The following is a 23,646-nucleotide window of genomic DNA, read 5'->3' as shown; positions in this document are numbered from 1 at the left end:
AAATTCGAGGCGCTGGCGCGGCTGCGCACCAGCGACGGCGCCAACACCGCGGTTTATGCCGGGCTGTATTCCGCCGAACAGCAGCGCCTGGCCTATCCCGACATCGAGACCGTGCAGCTCGATGTTCCCGCGCAGCAGGCCTATGACGTGGTGCTGGCGCTGGTCACCAAGCGGAAATGGCGGGTGGTCGATGCCCGCGCGCCGCAACTGCCGCGCCGCGAAGGCCGCATCGAGGCGGTGGCGCGCACCCCGGTGATGGGATTTCGCGAGGACGTCGCGATCCGCGTGCTGCCGGACGGCGACGGCTCCCGCGTCGATATCCGCTCCTCCTCGCGCTATTTCGAAAGCGACCTCGGCAGCAACGCCGCGCGCATCAGCAAGCTGATCGACGACATCAACACCGCCGCCGACAACGCCGCATTGGCCAAGAAGCCGGCGGCGCCGGCCAAGGCCGCGGTGAAGGGGAAGAAGTAGCGGGCGAGTGGCGAATAGCGAATAGAACGTCAGCCGCAAACCGCTGCAAGTTTTGTGGCCGGCAAGGCGTCGGATAATCCGACGCAACGACGACACCATCATCGAACAATCACGCGGCGTCATTCCGGGGCGCGAGGCCGATAGGCCGAGCGAACCCGGAATGACGGTTGTTGGGGGCGAGTGGCGAGTGGCGAGTGGAACGCAAGCCGAGGTCCGCTGCAACGTCTTATCTGAAGCCGTGGCCGCTACTCGCCACTCGCAGCCCCTACTCGCTAGTCGCTATTCGCCATTCGCAGCCCGTGTTCGCTATTCGCCCCTCGCCAACCGATAGCTGTTGCCGATCAACGGATCGCCGTCGGTCGCAACGATGCCGCGGCCGACCAGGTCTTCCAGATGCGCCAGCACCGAATAGCCGGCGGCGCCGGCGAGCCGCGGATCGATGCCGATATAGATCGCGCGCACCAGCGTCGGGATGTCGGCCTCGCCCTTGTGCAGCCGATGCAGGATCGACTCCTCGCGGGCCTGGCGGTGCCTGATCAGGAAGCGGACGTAGCGCGGGCCCTGTGGAATCGCCTCGCCATGGCCGGAGAAATACGTCTGCTCGGGGCGGGCCGCGAGCTTTTGCAGCGACGCCATGTAGTCCGGCATCGAGCCGTCCGGCGGCGCCACGATCGAGGTCGACCAGCCCATCACGTGATCGCCGACAAAGCAGACGTCGCGCTCGGGCCAGGCGAACGCCAGATGGTTGGCGGTGTGCCCCGGCGTCGCCACCGCCTCGAGCGCCCAGCCGGCGCCTTCGACCACGTCGCCATCGCGCAGCTCGACGTCCGGGCTGAAATTGCGGTCGGCGCCGGATTCGGTGGCCACCATCTCGGCGTCGTAATACGGCCGCGCGGCGCGGTGCGCGCCCTCGGCATAGACCGGCGCGCCGGTCGCCATCTTCAGCCGTGGCGTGTTCGGCGAATGGTCCTTGTGGCTGTGGGTGACGATGATGTGGCTAACGGTTTCGCCCTTCACCGCGTCAAGCAGCGCGTTGGCATGGGCCTCGTTGTCCGGGCCGGGGTCGATGATCGCCACCTTGCCGCGGCCGACGATGTAGCTCACCGTGCCGGTGAAGGTGAACGGCGAGGGATTGTTGCACAGGATCCGCCGCAGCCCCGGCCGCACCTCCTCGACCACGCCGGGCTTGAGCGCAAAGTCGCGGTTAAACGGGACGTCGTCATTGTCGGTCATGGCGGGGTCTCGGTTGCGAGGGAGATCCCGTCATCCTGAGGTGCGAGCCGTCGTCGCGCGAGCCTCGAAGGAGGACGGGATTGCCGGCGTCATCCTTCGAGGCCCTCGCGACGCTCGGGCACCTCAGGATGACGGAAAGCGCCGCTTTACGAAAACGCCTGGATTCCGGTGATGGCGCGGCCGAGGATCAGCGCGTGGACGTCGTGGGTGCCCTCATAGGTGTTCACCGTCTCCAGGTTCTGGGCGTGGCGCATCACATGGTATTCGATCTGGATACCGTTGCCGCCGTGCATGTCGCGCGCCATGCGGGCGATGTCGAGCGCCTTGCCGCAATTGTTGCGCTTGACGATCGAGATCATCTCCGGGGCCATCTTGCCCTCGTCCATCAGCCGGCCGACGCGCAAGCTTCCTTGCAGCCCGAGCGCGATCTCGGTCTGCATGTCGGCGAGCTTCTTCTGCACCAATTGCGTGGCGGCCAAGGGCCGGTTGAACTGCTTGCGGTCGAGCGTGTATTGCCGGGCGCGCGCCATGCAGTCCTCGGCGGCGCCCATCACCCCCCAGGAGATGCCGTAGCGGGCGCGATTGAGGCAGCCGAACGGGCCTTTGAGGCCAGCCACATTCGGCAACAGCGCCTCCTCGCCCACCACCACGCCGTCCATCACGATCTCGCCGGTGATCGAGGCGCGCAACGACAGCTTGCCGCCGATCTTCGGCGCCGACAGCCCCTTCATGCCCTTCTCGAGGATGAAGCCGCGGATCTGGTTGTTGTGCTCGGCCGACTTCGCCCACACCACGAAAACGTCGGCGATCGGCGCGTTGGAGATCCACATCTTGGTGCCGGAGAGCCGATAGCCGTCGGACACCTTCTCGGCGCGGGTCTTCATGCCGCCGGGATCGGAGCCAGCGTCGGGCTCGGTGAGGCCGAAGCAGCCGACCCACTCGCCGGAGGCGAGCTTCGGCAGATATTTCTTGCGCTGGTTCTCGTCGCCATAGGCGTAGATCGGATGCATCACCAGCGAGGACTGCACGGAGTTCATCGAGCGATAGCCGGAATCCACCCGCTCGATCTCGCGCGCCACTAGCCCGTAAGCGACGTAGCTGGCATTGGCGCAGCCATAGTCCTCCGGCAGCGTGATGCCGATCAGCCCGAGTTCTCCCATCTCGTGGAATATCTCGCGATCGGTGCGCTCTTCGAGATAGGCCGAGGCGACCCGCGGCAACAGCTTGTCCTGCGCATAGGCGCGCGCGGTGTCGCGGATCATGCGCTCGTCTTCGGTGAGCTGGTCTTCCATCAGGAACGGATCGTCCCACTGGAAATTCACCGGAGCCGGCTTGTCCTTGCTCTGCGTGCGCACGCTCATCCGAAATCCCTTTCACAAGGCCACGGCCTGGATATCAAATGCGGCCGCGGCAGGTTAGTTGCCCGAGACCCCGCGCCGCGGTTCAGAATGCCGACATTCGCATGCGGAACATTAGCCGCCCAGCCGCTCGTTGGAAACGATCTCGATGCCGAACCCCGACAGGCCCTTGTAGTCATGCTGCGATGACGTCAGGTGGCGGATCGAGGAGACGCCGAGATCGCGCAGGATCTGCGCGCCGACGCCGATCTCGCGCCACTGCTTGTGGCGGTCGGCCTCGGCGGACTGCGGCTCGTCGATCGGCTCGACCGGCACGCCGGCAGCGCCGTCGCGCAGATAGACCAGCACGCCGGAGCCGTTCTGCTTGAAACGCTCCAGCACCTCCTGCATCCGCCGCGGCCCGGAAAACATCTCTTTCAGGATGTTCGGCTTGTGGAACCGGGTCAGCACGTTCTTGCCGTCGCCGACGCCCTTATAGACCAGCGCGATGTGGGCGATCGACTCGAACGGCGAGCGATAGGCGTAGCCCTGCATCGGCCCGATCGGGGTCTCCATGGTGAAGCTGGAAACCCGCTCGATCAGCTTCTCGCGGGCCTGCCGATGCGCGATCAGGTCGGCGATGGTGACGTGCTTGATCTTGTGCAAGGCGGCGAATGTCGCGACCTGCTCGCCCTTCATCACGGTGCCGTCGTCGTTCATCAACTCCGAGATGACGCCGACCGCCGGCAGCCCGGCGAGCTTGCACAGATCGACCGCGGCCTCGGTATGGCCGGAGCGCAGCAGCACGCCGCCCTCGCGCGCGATCAGCGGAAAAATGTGGCCGGGGCGGGAGAAATCATTGGCGCCGGCGTTCGGATTGGCCAGCGCCCGGCAGCACGAGGCACGCTCGTCAGCGGAGATGCCGGTGCCGTTGTCCGGCTTGTAGTCGATCGACACCGTAAACGCCGTGGTGTGGTTGGAATCATTGTTCGACACCATCGGATCGAGCCGCAGCCGTCTCGCGTCCTCGACCGTGATCGGCGCGCAGACGATGCCGGAGGTGTGGCGGATGATGAAGGCCATCTTCTCGGCGGTGCAGAACGACGCCGCGACGATCAGGTCGCCCTCGCCTTCGCGGTCGTCGTCATCGGTGACGACGACGATTTCGCCGCTGGAAAAGGCTTGCAGAACTTCCTGAATCGGATGGGCCATGTTTTGCTCCTCGTGGCGGAGCAATAGCCGGACTCGCCGAACGGCGCCAGCCTCAATGCGAGCGTCGTTCCGCCCTGCGGACGACGCCGCGCAACGCCGCCGCGCCGGCCGGATTTTCGGCGGCGGCGCCGCGGCGGCAGACCCCCGCAGGCGCTCAGAATCTGACGGTCAGCCGTGCATTCAGCGAACGTCCCGGCCCCGCCACGTTATAGCCATAGGCCGCCGACGATCCCATCATCGACACCACTTTATAATCCACCAGATCGGCGCCGCCGAGCGGCAGGTAGTAGTTGGTGTTGAACAGATTGTCGACGCCGAGATCGAGCCGCAGCGCGTCCCACTGATAGCCGGTGCGCAGATTGACCAGCGCATAGGCCTGAGTGGTCAATTCGTTGTGAACCTGGCTGACGTCGTCCTTGGCGCCGACCAGTTGCAGCTCGACGCTGTTGCTCCAATTGCCGAGCGTATGATCCAGCGCCAGCTTTCCGTTGATCGGCATCACATGATAAAGATTGACGCCGTCGCTGCGCTGGCCGCGCACATAGCCGAGCTGGCCGCGCAGTACGCCGCGGCCGTAGACCGGGTTTTCCCAGACCTGCAGCCTGCCGTCGAGATTGACGCCGTAGAGGTAGGCGTCGTGATTGGCGAATTGCAGATCGACGAAGTCGTTGGTCGCGGTCAGATTGGCCGCGGTGCAGGTCGAGGAGCCGGCGCGCAGCGCGCAGCGATCGACGTCGATATAATCCTCGACGTAGCTGTAATACGGCGTCACCCGGACCTCCCAGCGCTGCTGCGCCGGATCGTGGAAGGCCGCGGTGAAGCTCGCGGTGTGGGCCTTTTCCGGCTTGAGATCGAGATTGCCGAGATAACCGTTGCCGTCGCCGAACCAGCCGATCATGCTCATCGCCATCGCCGAGTTCGACCAGGCGTAGCGCTCGTACAGATTGGGCGAGCGGGTCTTGCGGGCAAAGCCGAGTTCGAACTGGCTGGTTGCGCCCGGCTCATAGCGCACGAGCGCCGAGCCATCGAAATTGGCGTCGGTGCGGGCGTGGTTGCGGGCGTTGAAGGCCGCGGCGTCGGCGCCGTACATCATGGCGTTGTAGCCCGCAACGTCGCCGGTGTCGCTCCACACCATGTCGTTGCGCAGGCCGAGCAGCGTGGTCCATTCGCGGTCCCAATGCCGCTCCCACTCGACAAAGCTGCCGAACCGGCTGCGCTCACCGCCATTGATGCCGGTGAAAGTGTTCGGTCCCATCATCGACGAGCCGGCCACCGGGTCCCACCAGTCGTCGAGCTTGTTGTGATAGAATTCGTTGCCGACCCGGATTAGGTCATGACCCGACACCGCGAAGCTCGCCTTCAGCGTGTAGCCCGCATCGCTGGCCTTGGTGTCCATCGGCATCGATCCGGTCTTGTCCGGGGCGATGAAGCCCATGGTGTGCTGGACGTGGTGGTAGAAGCCGGTGGCTTCGAACTGCCCCCAATCGAACACGCCCTCGTAGCGGGCGTTGATGAAGGCGCTCTGGTTGTACACCATGTCCATGTATTGGTTGACGTAGCCCTGATACGGGATGAACTGGCCGCCGACCTGCACCGTGACCAGGTTTCCGAAGCTCCGCTTCGAGATGCTGAGCGCGTGGTTCTGGATCTCGTACAGCGTCGATTTGATCCTTGTGCCGTCGCCGGCCTTGTAGTCGGAGGCCTTCGCCCAGCCGCCGGTATAGGTGACGCTGGTGTCATTATTGGCCACCGTCGCGGTGGCGTCGACGCCGTAGCCGTTGCCGTTGCTGCGGAAGAAGCCCGACACCGAGCCGGTGGTCAGCCAGCCCGGGCCCTTGGCGAACAACGGCGGCGCGGTGCTGACGTCGATCTTGGCGCCGATGTAGTCGCCGCCAACGCTGACCGGGGCGACGCCCAGATAGGCGCGCATGTTGGCGATCATGGTCGGATTGACGAAGGACAACGGCGGATTCATCTCGTTCGGGCAGGCCGGGCTGATCAGCATCGAGTTGATCGCGACCTGAACGCGGTCGGCGCCGACGCCGTTGATCGCCGGCAGGCTGGAGACGCCGCCGGCGCCCCACGCCGCGCCGCCCGGTATATCGGCGATCAAGGCCGCGGAGTCGCTGGTGGAGAGGCTGCGCGCCGTCGCCGCGGCGGCGGAAATCGTCGTGGTGTCGGCCGGCAGCACCGGGCCTTCCGAGGCCGGCGCGGGTGCCACCGCGGTGCGGTGCGGCACGGCGGCGCGCTGCGCCCGCCGGTTGGGTTTCGGCTTGGTGCCTTCGACCACGATGGTCGGCATGGCGACGGCCTCCTGCGCCGCCGCGGGCTGGCGCGTACCGGCCAGCAGAGCGCCGGACAACAGCACGGCAGGGGTGACAAACAACGCGCGGCGCAGGCCGGCGGATGAACAGGTGGGCATGATGAGGATTCAAGGGATGTGCAGGCGCGCAGCAGCGCGTCAGGCCCGCGGGGACGGTGGTTTTGCGAAATCGCCCGACGAACAACGGCGGGTCGGCTTCGCGCGGCGGCGATCGACGGCCAACCGACGCCGTGGCAGGCCGCAGGGCGGCACGCGCATCGACGCGGGTCTGGCGTTACGCTGCCGCGGGCGGCCCGCGGGCGGAGTGCGAGGCGGCGGGAGCCGCGCGCGGCACCGCCGCCGACAGCCGCCAGGCCGGCGAGGCATCGACCAGGCTCGGCAGCGGGCCGAGCGCCGGCAACGGCGCCGGCGGCGCCAGACTGTGCCCGATCACGCAGGCGATGCATTTGATATGCGGCGCGACGCCGTGATCGCCGGGGCCGGCGGGGGCGTGGGCAAGGCCGCTTTCGCACAGCGCCGACAGCGCCAGCGCGTCCGGCTGCGCGGCGGCAACGGGTGCCGCGAGCGCCAGCGTGGTCTGAAAAATCAGCGCGAAGGCGGTGAACCAGATCAGCGCGAGGCGGCTGGCGTGGCGCAACGCAGCGGCGGTTTCGACGGCGAGCGCGCGCGGCAGGCCGCGGCCCGCGGGCCGGACGTTCGTCCGTCGCGTGCCGTCACCACCGCGCTGGCGCTGCCGTCGAGCCGTCGTCAATCTGCCCCCCTGCCTCGCTGGCACCCGAAACCCTAACGGTCGATCATTGCGGCAGCAATCCGACATCCCTCGAGCGGTTTCAAGGGGGGCGCCGGATAATAGAATAGAATGCTTTTAAGAGTGGGACGCCGAGCAGGTCGCTACGTCCTGGCTCATCAGGCAGTCGAACCACGCCGAGGCTGTCATTCCAGGTTCGCTCGGCGTTTCGACCTCGTGCCCCGGAATGACGCCTCGTGGTTGCGAAGCGCTTCCACAAATGGAGAACCAGCTACTCCGCCGCGGTGCCGGCGACCCGGCGCCCTGGCCCGGAAGGCCCCGCACCGCCGCAATGTTGGGCGCGACGGCAAATCAAGCGTTTGTTATCCTGTGCCGAATGAACCAGTTTTCAATGGCGGACGGACCAATGGTCAATGCGTTGCGACGATGGTTGGAGGCCCACGATCTGTTGGCGATCGTGATCGGGGTGCTGGGCGCGATCGCGCTGCTCTCCACCCTGTTGGTCGTCGGCGGCTACCTGCTGGTAACGCGCTGAACGACGACTATCTGTGAGTCGAAGTGGGAGAGTCGCGATGCCTTCATTGACCGCCTGGAAAGTCCCCGCCTCGGCCCAGCCGCGGGTCGAGGACTACAGCTTCGACCTCGAACACGTGCTGACCTCAGTGGTCGGCCTGCATTCGATCATCCCCGGCGACGCCTTCACCGCCGACACGCTCGGCGTCGAGCGCGCCGGCAACGGCGTGGTGATCGACCACGGGCTGGTCTTGACCATCGGCTATCTGATCACCGAGGCCGAGACGGTGTGGCTGCATCTCGGCGACGGCCGCATCGTCGAGGGCCACGCGCTCGGCTTCGACCAGGATACCGGCTTCGGCCTGGTGCAGGCGTTGGGCGAACTCGATGTCGATCCGATGCCGCTCGGCAGTTCGTCGGCGGCCTCGGTCGGCGACCGCGTGGTGGTCGGCGGCGTCGGCGGCCGCGAGCGCTCGGTCGCCGCCCAGATCGCCGCCAAGCAGACCTTCGCCGGCTATTGGGAATATCTTTTGGACGAGGCGATCTTCACCACGCCGGCGCATCCGAACTGGGGCGGCGCGGCGTTGATCTCGGAGGCCGGCGAATTGATCGGGATCGGCTCGCTGCAGATCGAGCGCGAGCATTCCGGCCGTGACGAGCATCTCAACATGATCGTGCCGATCGACCTGTTGAAGCCGATCCTCGAGGACCTGCGCAAATTCGGCCGGGTCAACGCCGCACCCAGGCCCTGGCTCGGGCTGTATTCCGCCGAGATCGAGGACAAGATCGTGGTGGTCGGGATCGCGCCGAAGGGCCCGGCGGCGCGCGCCGAACTGAAGACCGGCGACGTCATCCTCGCGGTGAAGGGCGAGAAGGTCTTGAGCTCCGAGCAATTCTACCGCAAATACTGGTCGCTCGGCAGTTCAGGCGTCGACGTGCCGCTGACGCTGTACCGCGGTGGCGACACGTTCGACGTCGAACTGGTGTCGTCCGACCGCGCCAAGTTTTTGAAGAAACCGCGGATGCATTAGCCAAGGGGCCATCCGACCTCGTCGGATGCGCCAAATGCAAGCAAAGCCGTCATTCCGGGGCGGGAGAGCGTTTAGCTCGAGCGAACCCGGAATCTTGCCACGTGGTCGGCCGGAGCAGCGCCGTGGCATGCAGCAAGATTCCGGGTTCGCTCTGCCTATCGGCCTCGCGCCCCGGAATGACGGCTGAATGTGGTGAAGCGCATTGCGCCACACACACACGCCCACCATCATCGGGCGTGCGATGCGCAGCGCGTCACCCCCGCGGCATCGCGGCGCGGCGCAGCCGGTCGTTGATCGCTTCGCCGAGCCCGTGCCGCGGCACCGGCATTACCGCGATGCCGGTGGCGCCCTTGACGTCGAGCGCGCGCAAAAATCCGAACAGATTGGCGGCGGCCTCAGTGAGATCGCCTTGCTGCGACAGGTTCATGACCACGGTTGAGGCGTCGACGCCGGGCAATGCGGCCTCGCCGAACGCCAGCAACGCCTCGCCGGGTTCAACGCGGCTCGCCTCGAGCCGCACTTTCGTCCGCGGCGCGTAATGCGAGGCCAGCATGCCCGGCGCCAGCGGCCGCGTTGGATCGGACGCCACCGGATGCGCCAGCGCGCGGCCGAGCACGGCCTCGATCGCTTCGCGCGGCAGACCGCCCGGCCGCAGCAGCAGCGGCGCCCCGAGGCAGCCGACGATGCTGGATTCGACGCCGACCGACACCGGCCCGCCATCGACGATCAGCTCGACGCGGCCGTCGAGGTCGACATGCACATGCGCCGCCGCGGTCGGCGAGACATGGCCGGAGCGATTCGCCGACGGCGCCACCACCGCGCCGCCGAAGCCGCGCAGAATGGTCTGCGCCACCGGATGGGCGGGGACGCGAATCGCCACGCTGTCGAGCCCGGCGGTGGCGAGATCGGCGACCGGACAATTGTCGGCTTTCGGCACCACCACGGTCAGCGGCCCCGGCCAGAACGCCGCGGCAAGCCGCCTGGCGTCGCCGTCGAATCGGCCGATGCGTTCGGCCGCCGCGAGATCCGCGACATGGGCGATCAACGGATTGAACGACGGCCGGCCCTTGGCCTGATACAGCCGCGCGACCGCCGCGGCATTGGCCGCATCGCAGCCCAGCCCATAGACCGTCTCGGTCGGAAACGCCACCAGACCGCCGTCCTGCAGGCATTTCACGGCTTTCGCCGCCCCGTCTTCGCCGGCGGCGACGATTCTCGTCGCAAGGCCCAGTTTCATCTAAATTCCAATCCTGCATTCGCCTCCTTGCGGAGTGCGAAACCCTTGGCTATAAGCCGGCCACTGTCGGAGTGTGGCTCAGCCCGGTAGAGCACTGCGTTCGGGACGCAGGGGTCGCAGGTTCGAATCCTGCCACTCCGACCACGACTTCCCGCTAGGCTTTTTGCCTTTTTCCCGAATCGATTCAAGGCAAGCCAGCGTTTTCCGGACCATGCGATCGTCGGCGCGGCATCGGCTCAGCCGGCCGCCGGCCGATCCGCTTCGGCAACGAGGCCGCCTTGCGGCACCGGCGCGGCGACGGAACCGGCGTGCCAGGCGCCCTGCACCGCGACCAGCAACGCCGGCAGCAAGAGCAGCGGCCCGACGCACAACCCGGTGACGATGGCGAGCGGCGCGGTCAGAAGCGGCAGCAGCAGCACCAGCCCGCAGGCGATCAGCAGCGGGCGGTTCGACTTCGCGGCGACGCTCGGCGCGTGCCACAGCCAGGCCACCACCAGCGCACCGAACACCAGATCATAGTCCTGCAGATAGGGCGTGGCGAACGAACTGCACAGCAGCAGCACCGCGTTCCTGACGCCCGCTTCAGATTCGCGAAACCACACCCACACCACGACGACACAGGCCAACGCGGCGGCGGCGAGCTGCATCGCATAGGCGGTTTCGACCGAAGCGCCGAGCCGCCGCGCCGCCACGAACACCGTGACGAAGCGGTGCCAGACGCCGCTGCCGTCTTCCAGAATGAGGTGCCGCAGCATCGCCAGATTGCGCGCATAGTCGGCCCACAGCGCAAAGCCGAAACCGGCGACGCTGAGCCCGACCAGGCTGAGCGCGACCACCGCCGCAGCGGCGAAGGCGCGCCAATGCCCGCCGGCCAGCAAGGCGAACGGGATCAGCACGCCAAGCTGCGGTTTGAACACTAAAAGCCCGAGCAGGGCGCCGGCGAACAGCGGCCGGCGATCCAATAGGCCAAGACCGCCGCCGAACAGCGCCGCGGTCCACATCCCGTTCTGCCCGCCGAGCGCGTTGATGAACACCGCCGGCGCCGCCAGCGCCAGCAAAAGCGCGCCGCCGTGCGGCATCGCCAGCCGCAGCGCGCCATAGAACGCCGCCCAGCCGAGCAATAGCCACAGCGTCAGCGCCGGCACATAGGGGACGAACGCCAGCGGCGCGGTCAACAGCAGGTTCACCGGCGGATAGCTGTAGTGATAATTGCTCAGCGCCGGCCCCACCACCGACTGCTCGAAGGCGTGAAACGCCGCCATGTCGTAGATCTCGGAGGCGCGGCCATGCCAGGCCAGATACGCGCCGGACCAGTAATTGATGAAATCGTCGCCGAACGGCCGGCCGAGGCCGTTGGTGAGCTGCGCGCGAGTCTGCTGAAACAGATCGACCAGATAGGCGATCGCGGCGACCGCGACGAAGCTGCGCGCGGCAGGAATGGCGAGCGTCGGAAGGCCGCGGCTTTGCATCCGGCGAATGAAACCCAGAGTTGTTACCAAACCATGAAATCGCCGGACGCGATTACGGCTCGGCGGCGGCGCGGCAGGCCGCGGCATGCGCGGCGTCGCCCTCCTTCAGGCAGCGGTCGGTCACTGCCACGTCGGTCGGCCGTAGCCCGATCCAGGCGTCGACCGCAGCCTGATCGAATCCGGCCTCGCGGCGCTCGCCGACTTGCATCAAGGGCCGGCGGATCAATAGCGGATCAGCGACCATCAGCGCCAGCGCCGCCTCGGCCGAGCTTTCGGCAGGCTTGACCTCGCCGGATTTGACCCGCGGCGAGGAGGCGTTGAACCAGTCGGCGACCGGCTTGTCGCCGAAGAACGGCCGCAGCGTCGCGGCGCTCCAAGGCTGTTGCAGCAGGTTGCGCACCTCGATGTCGTGGCCCGAGGCGATCAAGAGCGCCTTCTGCCGGGCGTTGCCGCCGCAGCCGGGCTTCTCGTAAAACGTCACCTTGGCCATGAGCTTTCGCCCGATCCTAGAGGTAGTACACGCCGGCGCCGACATCCTTCATCGCCGGACGCAGCGCCCGCAGCCGGATCGCCGTCACGGTGGCCTTGGCGATGTCGCGGCCGCGCTCGTCGGTGCCGGTCCACTTGGCGTTGGCGCCGCGCGGATCGATCTCCAGCAATTTGACGCCGGCCGGCACCAGCGTGGAATCCCGCACCAGCCCGCGCAGCACGCCGTCGATCGAAGCCGGCACCGGATGGCCGTCGAGATGGCCGAGCACCACGCCCTTGAAGATCCGGGTGCCGATTTCCAGCGGGGTATGCCAGCGGCCCTGACGGTCGGAATAGACGAAGCGTTCGGCGCCGACGCCGCCGAGCGAGCGGGCGACGCCGTCGGCGGCGTCAGTGCGGCCGACCCGCACCACGGTGCCGTTCTTCGCCGGGCGGGTTTCCACCGCGATGTCGCAATTGACGTCGACGGTGAATTGCGGGCCGAGCCCGATCGTGACATCGGCGATGCCGCGGAAGTCCGGGGTGATGCGATGCTTCTGCATCCGGCCGTCGACCAGGATCTTGATCGGATACAGCGCGATGATGTCGGTGAGGTGCAGCGAGGTGACGGCCACCTGCCCCGGCTTGGAGAACACCGCGGCGATTTCGCTCGGGGTCTCGGCGTGCTTGCCTTCGATACCGTCGACCACCGCGCGGTCGTCGAACAGCGCGTCGTGGAACGCCATCGCCCGGCGCATCACCGGCGGAAACGGATCGTGGCACATGATCACCGAGTAGCCGAGCCCGGTCAGGCTGACCGCGACCGCGGAGGCGATCTCGTTGGTGCCGAGCAACAGCGCGATCGGCAATTGGCTGGCGCGGATCCGCGAATTCAATCGGCTATGGGTCACGTCGCTCTCCGCGCGTCAGGCTGGGACGAGGCGGCGCTGCGAACCAGCGCCTGCCGGGTTGAAACTTCGCGCCACCAGTCCTCGACCACGGCGCGCGAGCAGAACAGCGTGGTGCCGCGGTCGCCGGTGAATTCGGTCCAGGCTTCCAGGCACGACGCCGGCACCGCGGTCAGCACCGGCCGGCCGGTCTGGATCGCGTCGGCGATCTCGCTGCGCAGGCCGCGCCCGGCGGCTTCCTGCTTGGAGAATTTGTTGACGATGATCAGGCTGAGGTCGGCGTCAACCGCGTTCTGCACCGCGCGCGAGGCCTCGGCGAGCCCGGCGCTGTCCAGCTTGCAGGCGCCGGAGCCCGAGCCCAGAGCCTGCGAAATGCCGATGCCGCGCCCGGTCATCAGGTCAATCACCCGCATGCCGCGGATCTTGCCGGTGTCGTCCTTGGTGTTGCGCTGGACGATGCCGCCGACCTTGGTTCCGGCGCGCACCAGGGCCTCGCCGAAATCCGCCAACAGCGTATCGATATCGTCCTCGGCGCGGTAGGCGATCGCGGCGACGAGGTTCGGATCGGGGTCTGGAAGGTCAAGCGTCATGACGAAGCGTCCTGTGGGGGTTGGAACAGGTCATCCCGTTCCAAGCCGAGAACAATAAGACCAATGAGCCACGGCCGCAGCCGCTCAACCACCAAGAGCAAGCTTCGTGCCGCGCCGGGCTGGTCCACGAATTGCTGGGAAAACGGATGAAAACCGGCGTTTGCGCGCCGAATCCGAGAATCCGGCGCCCGGGGCGTCGCAAGTCCGACATCGGTGTATCCAAACGGACATAACGGAACGGCGCCCCGCGCCGAGCCGAGCCGGATTTGCCAGCGGCGGCGGCTTGGCCGTAAAGCTGGCCCGCAACCCGAGGAGCCGACGCCATTGAGCCTTCCCCTGTCGACCGCAGCCAGCCGCGCCGATCTCGAGCGCCTGCTGTTCGATGACGTGCCCTATGGCGACCTCACCACCGAGGCGCTCGGGATCGGCTCAGCCTTGGGCCGCATGCAGTTTTTCGCCCGCGACCCGATGCTGCTGGCGCTCGCCGAAGACGCCGCCGCGATCATCGAACTGGCGGGCGGCCGGGTTGAGCTATTGGCCGCCTCCGGCACACGGCTCGCGCCCGGCGCGCCGATCCTGACTGCGCAGGGCTCCGCCGCGGCGTTGCTGAAGGGCTGGAAGGTGGCGCAGACCCTGATCGAGATCTGGTCGGGCGTGGCCAGCGCGGCGCGCGACATCGTCGATGCCGCAAGCGCGGTGCGGCCCGACATCGTGGTCGCCTGCACCCGCAAGAACACCCCCGGCACCAAGCGCTTTGCCGCCGCGGCGGTGAAGGCCGGCGGCGCGGTGATGCATCGCCTCGGGCTGTCGGAAACGCTGCTGGTGTTCGCCGAGCATCGCGGCTTTCTCGGCGCCGAGCCGCTGGCGGAGACCGCAGCCAGGCTGCGGCGCGGCGCGCCGGAAAAGAAGCTGGTGATCGAGGTCGGTTCGGTTGAGGCCGGCGTGGCGGCGGCCGACGCCGGCTTCGACGTGATCCAGGCAGAGAAATTCGCGCCCAGCGAGATCGCGGCGCTGCTGGCGCGGCTGGCCGGAATGCCGCGCCGCCCGGTGATCGCCGCGGCCGGCGGGGTCAATCCCGGCAACGCCGCGGCCTATGCGCAGGCCGGCGCCGAGCTGCTGGTGACGTCGTCGCCGTACCTTGCGAAGCCCCGCGACGTCCAGGTGCGCATCGCGCCATTGCCGCGATGAGGCTATGCTTGTTTCCGACACTCGCTTGAACCCGGTCGTCCCATGTCAAAGCCTCCCAAACATCTGCCGCAGCTCAGCGTCCGCATCGATCTCGACCCCGAGGGCCGGATCGGCCCGGGCAAGATCCAGCTTCTGGAAAACATCGCCGCCTGCGGTTCGATCTCCGCCGCCGGCCGCGCCATGGACATGTCGTACAAACGGGCCTGGGACCTGGTCGACGAGTTGAACCGGATCTGCGGCCACGCCGCGGTGGATCGCCAGACCGGCGGCAAGAACGGCGGCGGCGCGATCCTCACCCCGTTCGGACAATCCCTGGTCGAGCGCTATCGCGCGATCGAAAAGGCCGCCGCCACCGCCGCGCGCACGCAGCTGCTGGCGCTGCGCGCCGACATCAGCAAGGGCCGCAAGAAGCCCGAAAAGGCCGGCGCCTAACGGCGGGCTGGGTTGCGGCCCGCGGCCTTGTTGGTCGCGGCCGGCTGTCGTGATATATAATGAGCTATAACGCCGGTGGCCGGGTTGCCGCGCGCAGCGAAGGGTATGCCATGTTCGATTCCCAAAGCGACCTCGCCGCGCTGGTCTACGACAAGGACCAGGACCCCGACGCGATCCTGCGCAGCTTCGCCGCCGATCTTTTGGCGCGCGGCCATCGCCCGGTCGGGCTGGTGCAGACCGGGCACCACGAACTGGACCGCCGGCACTTGACCGCGACGCTGGTACATTCCGGCGAACAATTGCAATTGCTGCAGGATCTCGGCGCGCTCGCCAGCGGCTGCCGGCTCGACATCGGGCAGTTGCTCGAGGCCGGCGCGCGGATCGAAGCCGCGATCGATCAAGGCGCCGACCTCGTCATCATCAATCGCTTCGGCAAGCTGGAATGCGAAGGCCAGGGGCTGTGCTATCTGATCGACCGCGCGCTCAGCGCCGACATTCCGGTGCTGATCGCGGTGCCAGACTATCGCTTCGACGACTGGATCAAATTCGCCGACGGCATGAGCGTGCGGCTGAAATGCAATCGCGTGGCGCTCGAGGCGTGGTGGAATGCAGTGTCGTCGCGCAGCACCGGGGCGCTGCACAGCGAGCACATCTCGGTGTGTGAAGCGCTGAAGTAGGTAGCAGCGCAACGAGCACTGAGCTCACCTCTCCCGCAAGAGCGGAGAGAGGTTATTCAGTGCTCGGAGTATTCGCCGTGATTCAATCAATCGCTTGAGCGATCAATCCTTCACCACCCGCACCGCGCCGCGGGCGGCGCTGGTGGTCATCGCGGCGTAGGCCTTCAGCGCCGAGGTCACCTTGCGGCTGCGCTTGCCGGGTTTCCAGGCGTCCTTGCGCGCCAGCATCGCGGCGCGGCGCTGCGCCAGCACGGCGTCGTCGACCGCAAGCCGGATCGAGCGCTTCGGAATGTCGATCTCGATGCGGTCGCCTTCTTCCACGAGGCCGATCAGCCCGCCCTCGGCGGCTTCCGGCGAGACGTGGCCGATCGATAGCCCAGAGGAGCCACCGGAGAACCGGCCGTCGGTGATCAGCGCGCAGGCTTTGCCCAGGCCCTTGGATTTCAGGTAGCTGGTCGGATACAGCATTTCCTGCATGCCGGGGCCGCCGCGCGGCCCCTCATAGCGGATCACCACGATGTCGCCGGGGACGATCTTGCCACCGAGAATGCCATCCACCGCGGCGTCCTGGCTCTCGAACACCCGCGCCGGTCCCTGGAAGGTGAGGATGCTGGCGTCGACGCCGGCGGTCTTGACGATGCAGCCGTCGACCGCGAGGTTGCCGGACAACACCGCCAGCCCGCCGTCCTTGGAGAAGGCGTGCTCGGCGTCGCGGATGCAGCCCTTGGCGCGGTCGGTGTCGACCTCCTCAAAGCGCTGCTCCTGGCTGAACGCGACTTGCGTCGGCACCCCGCCGGGCGCCGCCTTGTAGAACTTGCGCACGCTGTCGCTCTGGGTGCGAACCACATCCCAGCGGTTCAGCGCTTCGGTGAGCGAGGCGGAGTGCACGGTCGGCAATTCGGCATTGATCAGTTTGGCGCGGTCGAGCTCGCCGAGGATCGCCATCACGCCGCCGGCGCGATGTACGTCTTCCAGATGCACGTCGGGCACCGACGGCGCCACCTTGCACAGCACCGGGACGCGGCGCGACAGCCGGTCGATGTCCTGCATGGTGAACGGGATCTCGCCTTCGTGCGCCGCAGCCAACAGATGCAGCACGGTGTTGGTCGAGCCGCCCATCGCGATGTCGAGCGTCATGGCGTTTTCGAACGCCTTGAAGCTGGCGATCGAGCGCGGCAGCGCCGTCGCGTCGTCCTGTTCGTAATAGCGCCGCGCCAGATCGACGATCAGATGCCCGGCCTCGACGAACAGCGCCTTGCGGTCGGCATGGGTGGCGAGCACCGAGCCGTTGCCGGGCAGCGCCAGACCGAGCGCTTCGGTCAGGCAGTTCATCGAATTGGCGGTGAACATCCCGGAGCAGGAGCCGCAGGTCGGGCAGGCCGAGCGCTCGATCGCCTCGACGTCGGCGTCGCTGACCCGGTCGTCGGCCGCCGCCACCATGGCGTCGATCAGATCGACCGCGCGCTTCTTGCCGCCGATCGTGACCTTGCCGGATTCCATCGGCCCGCCGGAGACGAAGATGGTCGGGATGTTGAGCCGCAGCGACGCCATCAGCATGCCGGGGGTGATCTTGTCGCAATTGGAGATGCACACCATGGCGTCGGCGCAATGGCCGTTGACCATGTATTCGACGCTGTCGGCGATCAGTTCGCGCGACGGCAGCGAATACAGCATGCCGTCATGGCCCATCGCGATGCCGTCATCGATCGCGATGGTGTTGAATTCCTTGGCGACGCCGCCGGCGTTTTCGATCTCGCGGGCGACCAGTTGGCCGAGGTCCTTCAGATGCACATGGCCGGGCACGAACTGGGTGAAGGAATTCACCACCGCGATGATCGGCTTGCCGAAATCCTCGTTCTTCATGCCGGTGGCGCGCCACAAGCCGCGAGCGCCCGCCATGTTGCGGCCATGGGTTGTGGTCCTGGAGCGATAGGCGGGCATGTCGAGGTCCTCGGTAGCTGAAAGGTTGGCGGTCTTTTACGGCCGCGGCCGGTCAATTTACACAATAGATTTTGTGGCCCGGTTCGGCAAATTCGCCGGTGAGGGATTACCCCTCGGTAAAGCGCGGCCGCGGGAACCGGATCTGCGCCGCGCGGACTTGACCGCCAGGTCCCCCGCCGCCCTACAATCGGCGCCGCGGCCGGCCGGCGGCCGCCAAACCGCCGCACCAACCGCCCCCGGCCAGACAACACCCAGGACCCCGATGCCCGCCAAGCCAGCGCTGTCCGCCGATATGATCGCCCGGTTCACGACAATCGTCGGCGCCAAATATGCCGTCACCGATCCGATCGACCTTGCGCCCTATGTCACCGAGGACCGCAACCTGTTCCACGGCCGCTCCGCCCTGGTGCTGCGGCCGGGCTCCACCGCGGAAGTGGCGGCGATCTGCCAGCTCGCCAGCGCCGGGCGGATCGCGCTGGTGCCGCAGGGCGGCAATACGGGTCTGGTCGGCGGCCAGACCCCGCTGAACGGCGAGGTGGTGGTGTCGCTGCGGCGGATGGACAAGCTCCGCGACATCGACCTCGCCTCCAACACCATGACGGTGGAGGCCGGCATGATCCTGCAGAACGCGCAGTCCCGCGCCGCCGATGCCGACCGGCTATTCCCGCTGTCGCTCGGTGCGCAGGGCTCCTGCACCATCGGCGGCAACCTGTCGACCAATGCCGGCGGCACCGCCGCTCTGGCCTATGGGCTCGCCCGCGACATGGCGCTCGGGCTCGAAGTGGTGCTGGCCGACGGCCGCATCCTCAACAGCCTGTCAAAGCTGAAGAAGGACAACACCGGCTACGATCTGCGCGACCTGTTCATCGGCGCCGAGGGCACGCTCGGCATCATCACCGCGGCGACGCTGAAGCTGTTTCCGAAGCCGCGCGCGGTGGAGACCGGCTTCGTCGGGCTGAAGTCGCCCGAGGACGCGCTGAAGCTGTTCGAGATCGCCCGCAGCGAGGCGGCTAGCAGCCTCACCAGCTTCGAACTGATCGCCGACATCGCGGTGCGGTTCAGCGTGGCGCTCGGCAACCGCGATCCGCTGCAGAGCAAGCACGCCTGGTACGTTCTGATCGAACTGTCGTCGTCGCGCGCCGACTGCCGCGACACGCTGGAGGCGATCCTCGGCCGCGGCCTTGAGGACGGGCTGATCGACGACGCGGTGATGGCGGAAAATCTCAGCCAGCGCGCCGCGTTCTGGAAATTGCGCGAAGAAATCTCGCCGGCGCAGAAGCCGGAAGGCGGCTCGATCAAGCACGACGTCTCAGTGCCGGTCGCGGCGGTGCCCGCGTTCATCACTGAAGCCAACGACGCGGTGGTGAAGCTGATTCCCGGGGCGCGGCCGGTGCCGTTCGGCCATCTCGGCGACGGCAACATCCACTACAATGTCAGCCAGCCGGTCGGCGCCGACGCCGCAACGTTCCTGGCGCGCTGGCACGAGGTCAACGACGTGGTGTTCGGCATCGTGATGAAGCTGGGCGGTTCGATCTCCGCCGAACACGGCATCGGGCTGTTGAAAGCCGCCGAATTGCCCGGCGTCAAGGATCCGGTGGCGATGCAAGTGATGCGCTCGCTGAAGACGGCGCTCGACCCGCTCGGCATCATGAATCCGGGCAAGGTGTTGAGGGCGAATTGATCATGAGCAGCGACAGCAACACCACGATGAACAGCAGCGACACGCTTGCGATCGCGCCGATCATCGATGCCGATATTCCCGAGGTGATCGCGCTATGGCAGCGCTGCGGGTTGACGCGGCCGTGGAACGATCCCGCCGCCGACATCGCGCTGGCGCGCAGTGGCGCTAACGCCGACGTGCTGGCGGGGCGTATCGGCAAAGCGATCGTCGCGACGGCGCTGGTCGGCCATGACGGCCATCGCGGCTGGGTGTATTACGTCGCGGTCGATCCTAGGCAGCGCGGCAGCGGCTTTGGCCGCACCATCATGGCCGCCGCGGAAGCCTGGCTGCGGGCGCGCGGCATCGAGAAACTGATGCTGCTGGTGCGCGCCGACAATGTTGCGGTGCAGGCGTTCTATCAGCAGCTCGGCTTCGGCGAGCAGCAGCGCGTGATCTACGCCAAATGGTTGGATGGCCGCGCGCCGACGCCGTGAATTGTCCTTAAACTGCGCGCAACGCGATCATGCGTTCAAGTTCGTCATTGCGAGGAGCTCTTGCGACGAAGCAATCCAGGACTGCAGGCGAGGCCCTGGATTGCTTCGCTCGGCGCTACGCGCCGATCTCGGCCCGCAATGACGAACTAACGACAACGCGGCCGCGCGCGCGAGCTGGATAAGCGCCGCGCTGCGGCTATTTCGGCACCAGAAAATGCTTCTCCCAATCGCTGCGCGGAACGGCTTCCCCGAGCTGATAGGAAAACGACTTGACGGCGAGACCCTGGTCGCTGGTCTGGCAGGTATAGGCGAGATGATACCAGACGTTGCCGTTGCGGATCGCGCCGCCGGGCGCCTTGACCAACTCGCCCTGAATCACGGTGTCGGCAAACGCATAGGCGACGAACTCGTCGGTCTTGAAGTTCTTGTGGTCGCGGTTCACCGTCCCCATCGCCTTGGCGTTGCAGCGCTGTTCCAGCCGGGTTTCAGGTGACAGCTTCATCATCTGCTGATCCTGGGACTGTCGCGCCTGCACCGCGCCGACGTTGAACCCCGTTGCGAGCAACGCCGCGAGGGCAAGACCAAAAGCAGCTTTCATTGAAAAGACCGGGTTGGAGTCTGCAAACGGAAGGTCTGACAGTCGTGACGCAAAGAGCACGGGGGTCTTCAATCAAGAAAAGGGCGATTTCGTGCCGGCCCGCCTTAGCGCGCCGGGCGGTGTCCTGCCAACCGTCCTGCCGCTTCGCCTCTGTAGCGTTTTCGAGCGAAGCGGATCCCGGCTCGCCGGAATAGCTCTAGAACAACGAGCCCTGCCCCTCATCGTTGGGAACCAGCTTGACCGGGCGGGACGGCGCGGCCTTGGCCGGCTGGCGCGGCGGCGGCTCGGCTGGCGCCTCACCCGCCACGATCGGCAGGATCAGTTGCGCGTCGTCATTGGCGACGCGGTTGACCGCGGTCGACACCGGATGCCAGCGCAACGCGCCTTCGGCCGGCGGATGCAGCAACGTCGCGGCCTCGTCGGCCGACACATCGGCGCAATCCAGCCAGCGCGCGTAATCGCCGGGCGCGATCGTCACCGGCACCCGGTCGTGCAGCGCCGCCATCGATCTTGCCGACGCGGTGGTGACGATCGCCACGGTGTCGAGTTCCTCGCCATTCGGCCCGACCCAGGTTTCCGCCACCGCGGCGAGGCCGAGCGGCACGCCGTCGGCCGGATGGATGAAATACGGCTGCTTCGGTTTTCCGCCGGGCTGCCACTCGTAATAGCCGTCGGCCGGCACCAGGCAGCGCCGCCGCTTCATGGCGTTGCGGAACGCCGGCTTGTCCAGCACGGTTTCCGAGCGGGCATTGATCAACAGGCTGAAATGGCGCGGATCCTTGACCCAGGCCGGGATCAACCCCCAGCGCATCAGCCGGAACCGGCGCGCGCCATTGTCCAGGATCACCACCGGAATCGGCTGGGTCGGGGCAATATTGTAGCGCGCCGGGAAATTCGGCTGGTCGGTATAGCCGAAGGCCAGCCGCACCGCCGCCGGCGGCGAGGTGATTACAAAACGTCCGCACATCCGCCGAACCAAAAAACTTTCATCTTCAGCACCCCTTAACCGAAAAGCACCAACAATGCCGCGATGTCATCGATGACCCTGCAATCGGCGCAATCCGCTCGCCAGGCGCCGTCCGGCGCCGAGGCCGACGCGCGCGCCGCCGAGCTGGTCGCCGCCAACATCAATCCGAAGACCGGGCTGGCGACGGATTATCTCAACCATTTCAACGAAGCGATCATGCTGCTGGAGATGATTCCGGACCTGCCGGAATGTTTCGAGGATTTCCTCGACTGGCACCCTTTGTCCTATGCCGAGCACTTCCACGCCTCCAATTTCAAGGCCCGTGATCTGGCGATCGATGCTTACGACAGTGCCGATCCTTCGATACGCGCCGATTTCGACGACATCACGAGCAACATGACCTCGATCCTGAACGCGGTCGGCGCGGCGATGCGCGAGGCCAAGCAGGACAAGACCCGCGCCGCGCTGGCGGAACAGGCGGTCGGCTGGGTCAAGCCGCTGGTCGCCCGCGCCGGCGGCATCATCAACGGCCAGGGCGCCGAGGCCGACGTCGACTACATCATGGCGCATTGAGCGGCGCCGTGGCCGCGCCTGCAGAGCTCGACGCCCCGCCCTATCGACCGCAACTCGCGGTCAGCGCCGCGATCTTTCGCGACGGTCGGCTGCTGGTGGTGCGCCGGGCCCGCGCCCCGGCGAAAGGCTGGTTTTCGCTGCCCGGCGGCAAGGTCGAATACAGCGAATCGCTCGCCGCCGCGCTGCATCGCGAGGTCGCCGAGGAAACCGCGCTGTCAATCGAGATCGCGGCCCTGGCCGGCTGGCACGAGGTGCTGCCCGGGCCGCAGCACGCCGGGCATTATCTGATCATGAGCTTTGCCGCGCGCTGGATCGGCGGCGAGCCCAGGCTGAACGAAGAATTGGACGATTTCCGCTGGATCGCGCCCGACGCGGTCGCCGGATTGCGCCACACCGAGGGCCTGCCGGCGATCGCTGCCGCGGCCTCGGCGCTGCTGCGCCGCTGACGGGGCGCCTTGCGCCGCCCGGCCTGAGAAGGCATATCAGGCCACGCTTGGACCCGTTCATGCTCAGCCGTCTATTCGCCATCCTGATCATCGTCGCCAGTTGCGGCCTCGCCCCGGCCCGGGCGCAGGACGCCGCAGCGCCGTTCGACGGCGACCTGCAGCGGCTGGCGGAGATTCTCGGCGCGCTGCATTACCTGCGCGGCATCTGCGGCGCCAACGAGGGCACCAAATGGCGCAACGAGATGCAGGCGCTGGTCGACGCCGAGACGCCGTCGGGCGAGCGCCGCAACAAGATGATCGCCGGCTTCAACCGCGGCTATAACGGCTTCCAGCAGACTTACCGGACCTGCACCCCGGCGGCGACCATCGCCATCCGCCGCTATATCGAGGAAGGCGCGAAGATTTCGCGAGACCTGACGGCGCGCTACGCCAATTGACAGTCCTTGCAGAAAGGCGGGCCCTGCGGCCGTGTTTCCGATGCCACGAGACGTCCGCCGCGAGTTAGAATCATATTATCCACCGCCATTAACCTTTCTTAAAGAAGTCCCTAGGCGGCTCCGCGGCCCGTGCTACACCTTTACACACCTACTCCGCGCGCCGTCCGGGATCGCGCCATTCAGCCTGTCGAGTTCCATGAGCTATCCAGAGTCCTTCACGAGCGGCCGCGCGCCGTTGCCCGATCACGAACAGAAACAGGCTGCGCTCAGTTATCTCAACGAAGCGTGGGCCGAAGCGCGGCACGATGGCGTTGACGGCGATTGCCTGGCGCAGGCGAGCCTGTTTGCGGCGTTCGCCGAACTGGTCGGCACTTACGGCGAAGACGCGGTGGCGAAATTCGTCGAGGGCCTTGCCGCACGCGTCCGCAACGGCGAGTTTTCGGTCTCGCGTTCAAGGCAGTAAGAGCTGCGCGACGCGGGAGTGGCATCGCTCGGCTTGAGCCGGCGTCCCGACGCCCGTTTTCGATGCCGCGCGGGCCTTGTTCCTGTTGCCTTGGCGTCTTAACTTCCTGTCTGAAGTTCGCATGTGATATCCACCACCGGCGTTTTCCCAGGAAGTTCAGGGGCGACCCCAAGAAAGCCATCTCAGGAATGAAAGCAGCCTTTCTCCCCGATCGAGGCGTGGTGAAG

25 protein-coding genes and 1 tRNA gene are annotated in these 23,646 nt (G+C 66.9%); 13 read left to right on the top strand and 13 right to left on the bottom strand.

The features are described from left to right. On the top strand, positions 1-474 hold a 474-nt coding region (locus VGC77_RS13095; protein ID WP_331172004.1), incomplete at its 5' end, for a DUF1499 domain-containing protein. Between the two features lie 306 nt (positions 475-780). On the opposite strand, the gene VGC77_RS13090 is transcribed toward VGC77_RS13095, so the two are convergent. From VGC77_RS13090 to VGC77_RS13070, 5 genes are all read right to left on the bottom strand, one after another. Next, positions 781-1,707, bottom strand: coding sequence for an MBL fold metallo-hydrolase (locus VGC77_RS13090; RefSeq protein WP_331172003.1), 927 nt, complete (start codon positions 1,705-1,707; stop codon positions 781-783). Positions 1,708-1,853: 146 nt separating this feature from the next. Then, positions 1,854-3,068: an acyl-CoA dehydrogenase gene (locus VGC77_RS13085; protein ID WP_331172002.1), complete on the bottom strand. Its 1,215-nt coding sequence runs from the start codon at positions 3,066-3,068 to the stop codon at positions 1,854-1,856. Between the two features lie 111 nt (positions 3,069-3,179). Then, complete coding sequence (gene ribB / locus VGC77_RS13080) at positions 3,180-4,256, bottom strand: 3,4-dihydroxy-2-butanone-4-phosphate synthase (RefSeq protein WP_331172001.1); 1,077 nt, start codon at positions 4,254-4,256, stop codon at positions 3,180-3,182. Between the two features lie 154 nt (positions 4,257-4,410). Next, complete coding sequence (locus VGC77_RS13075; protein WP_331172000.1) at positions 4,411-6,678, bottom strand: TonB-dependent receptor; 2,268 nt, start codon at positions 6,676-6,678, stop codon at positions 4,411-4,413. A gap of 175 nt (positions 6,679-6,853) precedes the next feature. After that, positions 6,854-7,330 carry a hypothetical protein gene (locus VGC77_RS13070; RefSeq protein WP_331171999.1) on the bottom strand — a complete coding sequence of 159 codons (477 nt, stop codon included), beginning with the start codon at positions 7,328-7,330 and terminating at the stop codon, positions 6,854-6,856. Positions 7,331-7,718: 388 nt separating this feature from the next. Between VGC77_RS13070 and VGC77_RS13065 the strand changes: the two genes are divergently transcribed. Together VGC77_RS13065 and VGC77_RS13060 are read left to right on the top strand one after the other, a co-directional pair. Continuing rightward, entirely contained in the window at positions 7,719-7,862 is a 144-nt protein-coding gene (locus VGC77_RS13065; protein ID WP_331171998.1) for a hypothetical protein, read from the top strand. A gap of 37 nt (positions 7,863-7,899) precedes the next feature. Then, on the top strand, positions 7,900-8,871 hold the full coding sequence (locus VGC77_RS13060; protein WP_331171997.1) for a S1C family serine protease: 972 nt from the start codon (positions 7,900-7,902) through the stop codon (positions 8,869-8,871). Between the two features lie 253 nt (positions 8,872-9,124). Here the strand turns inward: VGC77_RS13060 and VGC77_RS13055 are convergent, their stop codons facing one another. Then, the gene (locus VGC77_RS13055) at positions 9,125-10,108 is read right to left on the bottom strand and encodes an L-threonylcarbamoyladenylate synthase (protein ID WP_331171996.1); all 984 of its coding nucleotides are present in this window, start codon (positions 10,106-10,108) and stop codon (positions 9,125-9,127) included. Positions 10,109-10,175: 67 nt separating this feature from the next. On the opposite strand from VGC77_RS13055, the gene VGC77_RS13050 reads away from it, so the two are divergent. After that, a tRNA-Pro gene (locus VGC77_RS13050) sits at positions 10,176-10,252 on the top strand. Positions 10,253-10,344: 92 nt separating this feature from the next. Here VGC77_RS13050 and VGC77_RS13045 read toward each other — a convergent pair. From VGC77_RS13045 to VGC77_RS13030, 4 genes are read right to left on the bottom strand one after another with little or no spacing between them, the layout of a single operon-like run. Beyond that, on the bottom strand, positions 10,345-11,577 hold the full coding sequence (locus VGC77_RS13045) for a glycosyltransferase family 87 protein (protein ID WP_331171995.1): 1,233 nt from the start codon (positions 11,575-11,577) through the stop codon (positions 10,345-10,347). Between the two features lie 52 nt (positions 11,578-11,629). Next, positions 11,630-12,067, bottom strand: coding sequence for an ArsC/Spx/MgsR family protein (locus VGC77_RS13040; protein ID WP_331171994.1), 438 nt, complete (start codon positions 12,065-12,067; stop codon positions 11,630-11,632). A gap of 16 nt (positions 12,068-12,083) precedes the next feature. Next, entirely contained in the window at positions 12,084-12,956 is an 873-nt protein-coding gene (locus VGC77_RS13035) for a xanthine dehydrogenase (protein ID WP_331171993.1), read from the bottom strand. Next, positions 12,953-13,543, bottom strand: coding sequence for a DUF2478 domain-containing protein (locus VGC77_RS13030; protein WP_331171992.1), 591 nt, complete (start codon positions 13,541-13,543; stop codon positions 12,953-12,955). Before VGC77_RS13030 ends, VGC77_RS13035 begins: the two co-directional genes overlap by 4 nt. A gap of 324 nt (positions 13,544-13,867) precedes the next feature. Between VGC77_RS13030 and modD the strand changes: the two genes are divergently transcribed. The 3 genes from modD to VGC77_RS13015 all read left to right on the top strand — a co-directional run bounded on the left by modD (position 13,868) and on the right by VGC77_RS13015 (position 15,840). Beyond that, positions 13,868-14,731, top strand: a complete 864-nt coding sequence (gene modD / locus VGC77_RS13025) for a ModD protein (protein WP_331171991.1) — start codon at positions 13,868-13,870, stop codon at positions 14,729-14,731. Positions 14,732-14,773: 42 nt separating this feature from the next. Then, complete coding sequence (locus VGC77_RS13020) at positions 14,774-15,163, top strand: winged helix-turn-helix domain-containing protein (protein ID WP_331171990.1); 390 nt, start codon at positions 14,774-14,776, stop codon at positions 15,161-15,163. A 110-nt stretch (positions 15,164-15,273) separates the two neighbouring features. Then, positions 15,274-15,840, top strand: a complete 567-nt coding sequence (locus tag VGC77_RS13015) for a DUF2478 domain-containing protein (RefSeq protein ID WP_331171989.1) — start codon at positions 15,274-15,276, stop codon at positions 15,838-15,840. Positions 15,841-15,942: 102 nt separating this feature from the next. Here the strand turns inward: VGC77_RS13015 and ilvD are convergent, their stop codons facing one another. Then, positions 15,943-17,781, bottom strand: coding sequence for a dihydroxy-acid dehydratase (ilvD, locus tag VGC77_RS13010; RefSeq protein WP_331171988.1), 1,839 nt, complete (start codon positions 17,779-17,781; stop codon positions 15,943-15,945). Between the two features lie 262 nt (positions 17,782-18,043). Here ilvD and VGC77_RS13005 point away from each other — a divergent pair, with 262 nt between their 5' ends. Together VGC77_RS13005 and VGC77_RS13000 are read left to right on the top strand one after the other, a co-directional pair. Next, a complete protein-coding gene (locus tag VGC77_RS13005; protein ID WP_331171987.1) occupies positions 18,044-19,462 on the top strand; it encodes an FAD-binding oxidoreductase in 1,419 nt (472 codons plus the stop codon). A gap of 26 nt (positions 19,463-19,488) precedes the next feature. Next, positions 19,489-19,935, top strand: coding sequence for a GNAT family acetyltransferase (locus tag VGC77_RS13000; RefSeq protein WP_331172005.1), 447 nt, complete (start codon positions 19,489-19,491; stop codon positions 19,933-19,935). Between the two features lie 196 nt (positions 19,936-20,131). Here the strand turns inward: VGC77_RS13000 and VGC77_RS12995 are convergent, their stop codons facing one another. Together VGC77_RS12995 and VGC77_RS12990 are read right to left on the bottom strand one after the other, a co-directional pair. Beyond that, a complete protein-coding gene (locus VGC77_RS12995) occupies positions 20,132-20,533 on the bottom strand; it encodes a DUF930 domain-containing protein (protein ID WP_331171986.1) in 402 nt (133 codons plus the stop codon). A 196-nt stretch (positions 20,534-20,729) separates the two neighbouring features. After that, positions 20,730-21,500: an SOS response-associated peptidase gene (locus VGC77_RS12990; protein WP_331171985.1), complete on the bottom strand. Its 771-nt coding sequence runs from the start codon at positions 21,498-21,500 to the stop codon at positions 20,730-20,732. Between the two features lie 63 nt (positions 21,501-21,563). Here VGC77_RS12990 and VGC77_RS12985 point away from each other — a divergent pair, with 63 nt between their 5' ends. From VGC77_RS12985 to VGC77_RS12970, 4 genes are all read left to right on the top strand, one after another. Next, a complete protein-coding gene (locus VGC77_RS12985) occupies positions 21,564-22,073 on the top strand; it encodes a hypothetical protein (protein WP_331171984.1) in 510 nt (169 codons plus the stop codon). 8 nt (positions 22,074-22,081) lie between these two features. Then, positions 22,082-22,519 carry an NUDIX hydrolase gene (locus VGC77_RS12980; RefSeq protein ID WP_331171983.1) on the top strand — a complete coding sequence of 146 codons (438 nt, stop codon included), beginning with the start codon at positions 22,082-22,084 and terminating at the stop codon, positions 22,517-22,519. A 59-nt stretch (positions 22,520-22,578) separates the two neighbouring features. Further along, a complete protein-coding gene (locus VGC77_RS12975) occupies positions 22,579-22,956 on the top strand; it encodes a TIGR02301 family protein (RefSeq protein ID WP_331171982.1) in 378 nt (125 codons plus the stop codon). 196 nt (positions 22,957-23,152) lie between these two features. Beyond that, entirely contained in the window at positions 23,153-23,419 is a 267-nt protein-coding gene (locus VGC77_RS12970) for a hypothetical protein (RefSeq protein ID WP_213774212.1), read from the top strand. The last annotated feature ends 227 nt before the right edge of the window (positions 23,420-23,646 follow it).

The organism is Rhodopseudomonas sp., from assembly GCF_036404135.1.
In the GTDB taxonomy this organism is placed as follows: Bacteria; Pseudomonadota; Alphaproteobacteria; order Rhizobiales; family Xanthobacteraceae; genus Rhodopseudomonas_A.
The sequence above is the reverse complement of the archived record's forward strand: the minus strand, read 5'-3'. Positions and strand labels throughout refer to the sequence as shown.

Coding starts and splice junctions, on each gene's coding strand:
- VGC77_RS13085 (WP_331172002.1), bottom strand. CDS start 3,068: ATGAGCGTGCGCACGCAGAGCAAGGACAAGCCGGCTCCGGTGAATTTC.
- ilvD (WP_331171988.1), bottom strand. CDS start 17,781: ATGCCCGCCTATCGCTCCAGGACCACAACCCATGGCCGCAACATGGCG.
- VGC77_RS12990 (WP_331171985.1), bottom strand. CDS start 21,500: ATGTGCGGACGTTTTGTAATCACCTCGCCGCCGGCGGCGGTGCGGCTG.
- VGC77_RS12995 (WP_331171986.1), bottom strand. CDS start 20,533: ATGAAAGCTGCTTTTGGTCTTGCCCTCGCGGCGTTGCTCGCAACGGGG.
- VGC77_RS13090 (WP_331172003.1), bottom strand. CDS start 1,707: ATGACCGACAATGACGACGTCCCGTTTAACCGCGACTTTGCGCTCAAG.
- VGC77_RS13060 (WP_331171997.1), top strand. CDS start 7,900: ATGCCTTCATTGACCGCCTGGAAAGTCCCCGCCTCGGCCCAGCCGCGG.
- VGC77_RS12970 (WP_213774212.1), top strand. CDS start 23,153: ATGAGCTATCCAGAGTCCTTCACGAGCGGCCGCGCGCCGTTGCCCGAT.
- VGC77_RS13065 (WP_331171998.1), top strand. CDS start 7,719: ATGGCGGACGGACCAATGGTCAATGCGTTGCGACGATGGTTGGAGGCC.
- VGC77_RS13045 (WP_331171995.1), bottom strand. CDS start 11,577: ATGCAAAGCCGCGGCCTTCCGACGCTCGCCATTCCTGCCGCGCGCAGC.
- VGC77_RS13030 (WP_331171992.1), bottom strand. CDS start 13,543: ATGACGCTTGACCTTCCAGACCCCGATCCGAACCTCGTCGCCGCGATC.
- ribB (WP_331172001.1), bottom strand. CDS start 4,256: ATGGCCCATCCGATTCAGGAAGTTCTGCAAGCCTTTTCCAGCGGCGAA.
- VGC77_RS13020 (WP_331171990.1), top strand. CDS start 14,774: ATGTCAAAGCCTCCCAAACATCTGCCGCAGCTCAGCGTCCGCATCGAT.
- VGC77_RS12975 (WP_331171982.1), top strand. CDS start 22,579: ATGCTCAGCCGTCTATTCGCCATCCTGATCATCGTCGCCAGTTGCGGC.
- VGC77_RS13055 (WP_331171996.1), bottom strand. CDS start 10,108: ATGAAACTGGGCCTTGCGACGAGAATCGTCGCCGCCGGCGAAGACGGG.
- VGC77_RS13005 (WP_331171987.1), top strand. CDS start 18,044: ATGCCCGCCAAGCCAGCGCTGTCCGCCGATATGATCGCCCGGTTCACG.
- VGC77_RS13075 (WP_331172000.1), bottom strand. CDS start 6,678: ATGCCCACCTGTTCATCCGCCGGCCTGCGCCGCGCGTTGTTTGTCACC.
- VGC77_RS13015 (WP_331171989.1), top strand. CDS start 15,274: ATGTTCGATTCCCAAAGCGACCTCGCCGCGCTGGTCTACGACAAGGAC.
- VGC77_RS13040 (WP_331171994.1), bottom strand. CDS start 12,067: ATGGCCAAGGTGACGTTTTACGAGAAGCCCGGCTGCGGCGGCAACGCC.
- VGC77_RS13000 (WP_331172005.1), top strand. CDS start 19,489: ATGAACAGCAGCGACACGCTTGCGATCGCGCCGATCATCGATGCCGAT.
- VGC77_RS12985 (WP_331171984.1), top strand. CDS start 21,564: ATGTCATCGATGACCCTGCAATCGGCGCAATCCGCTCGCCAGGCGCCG.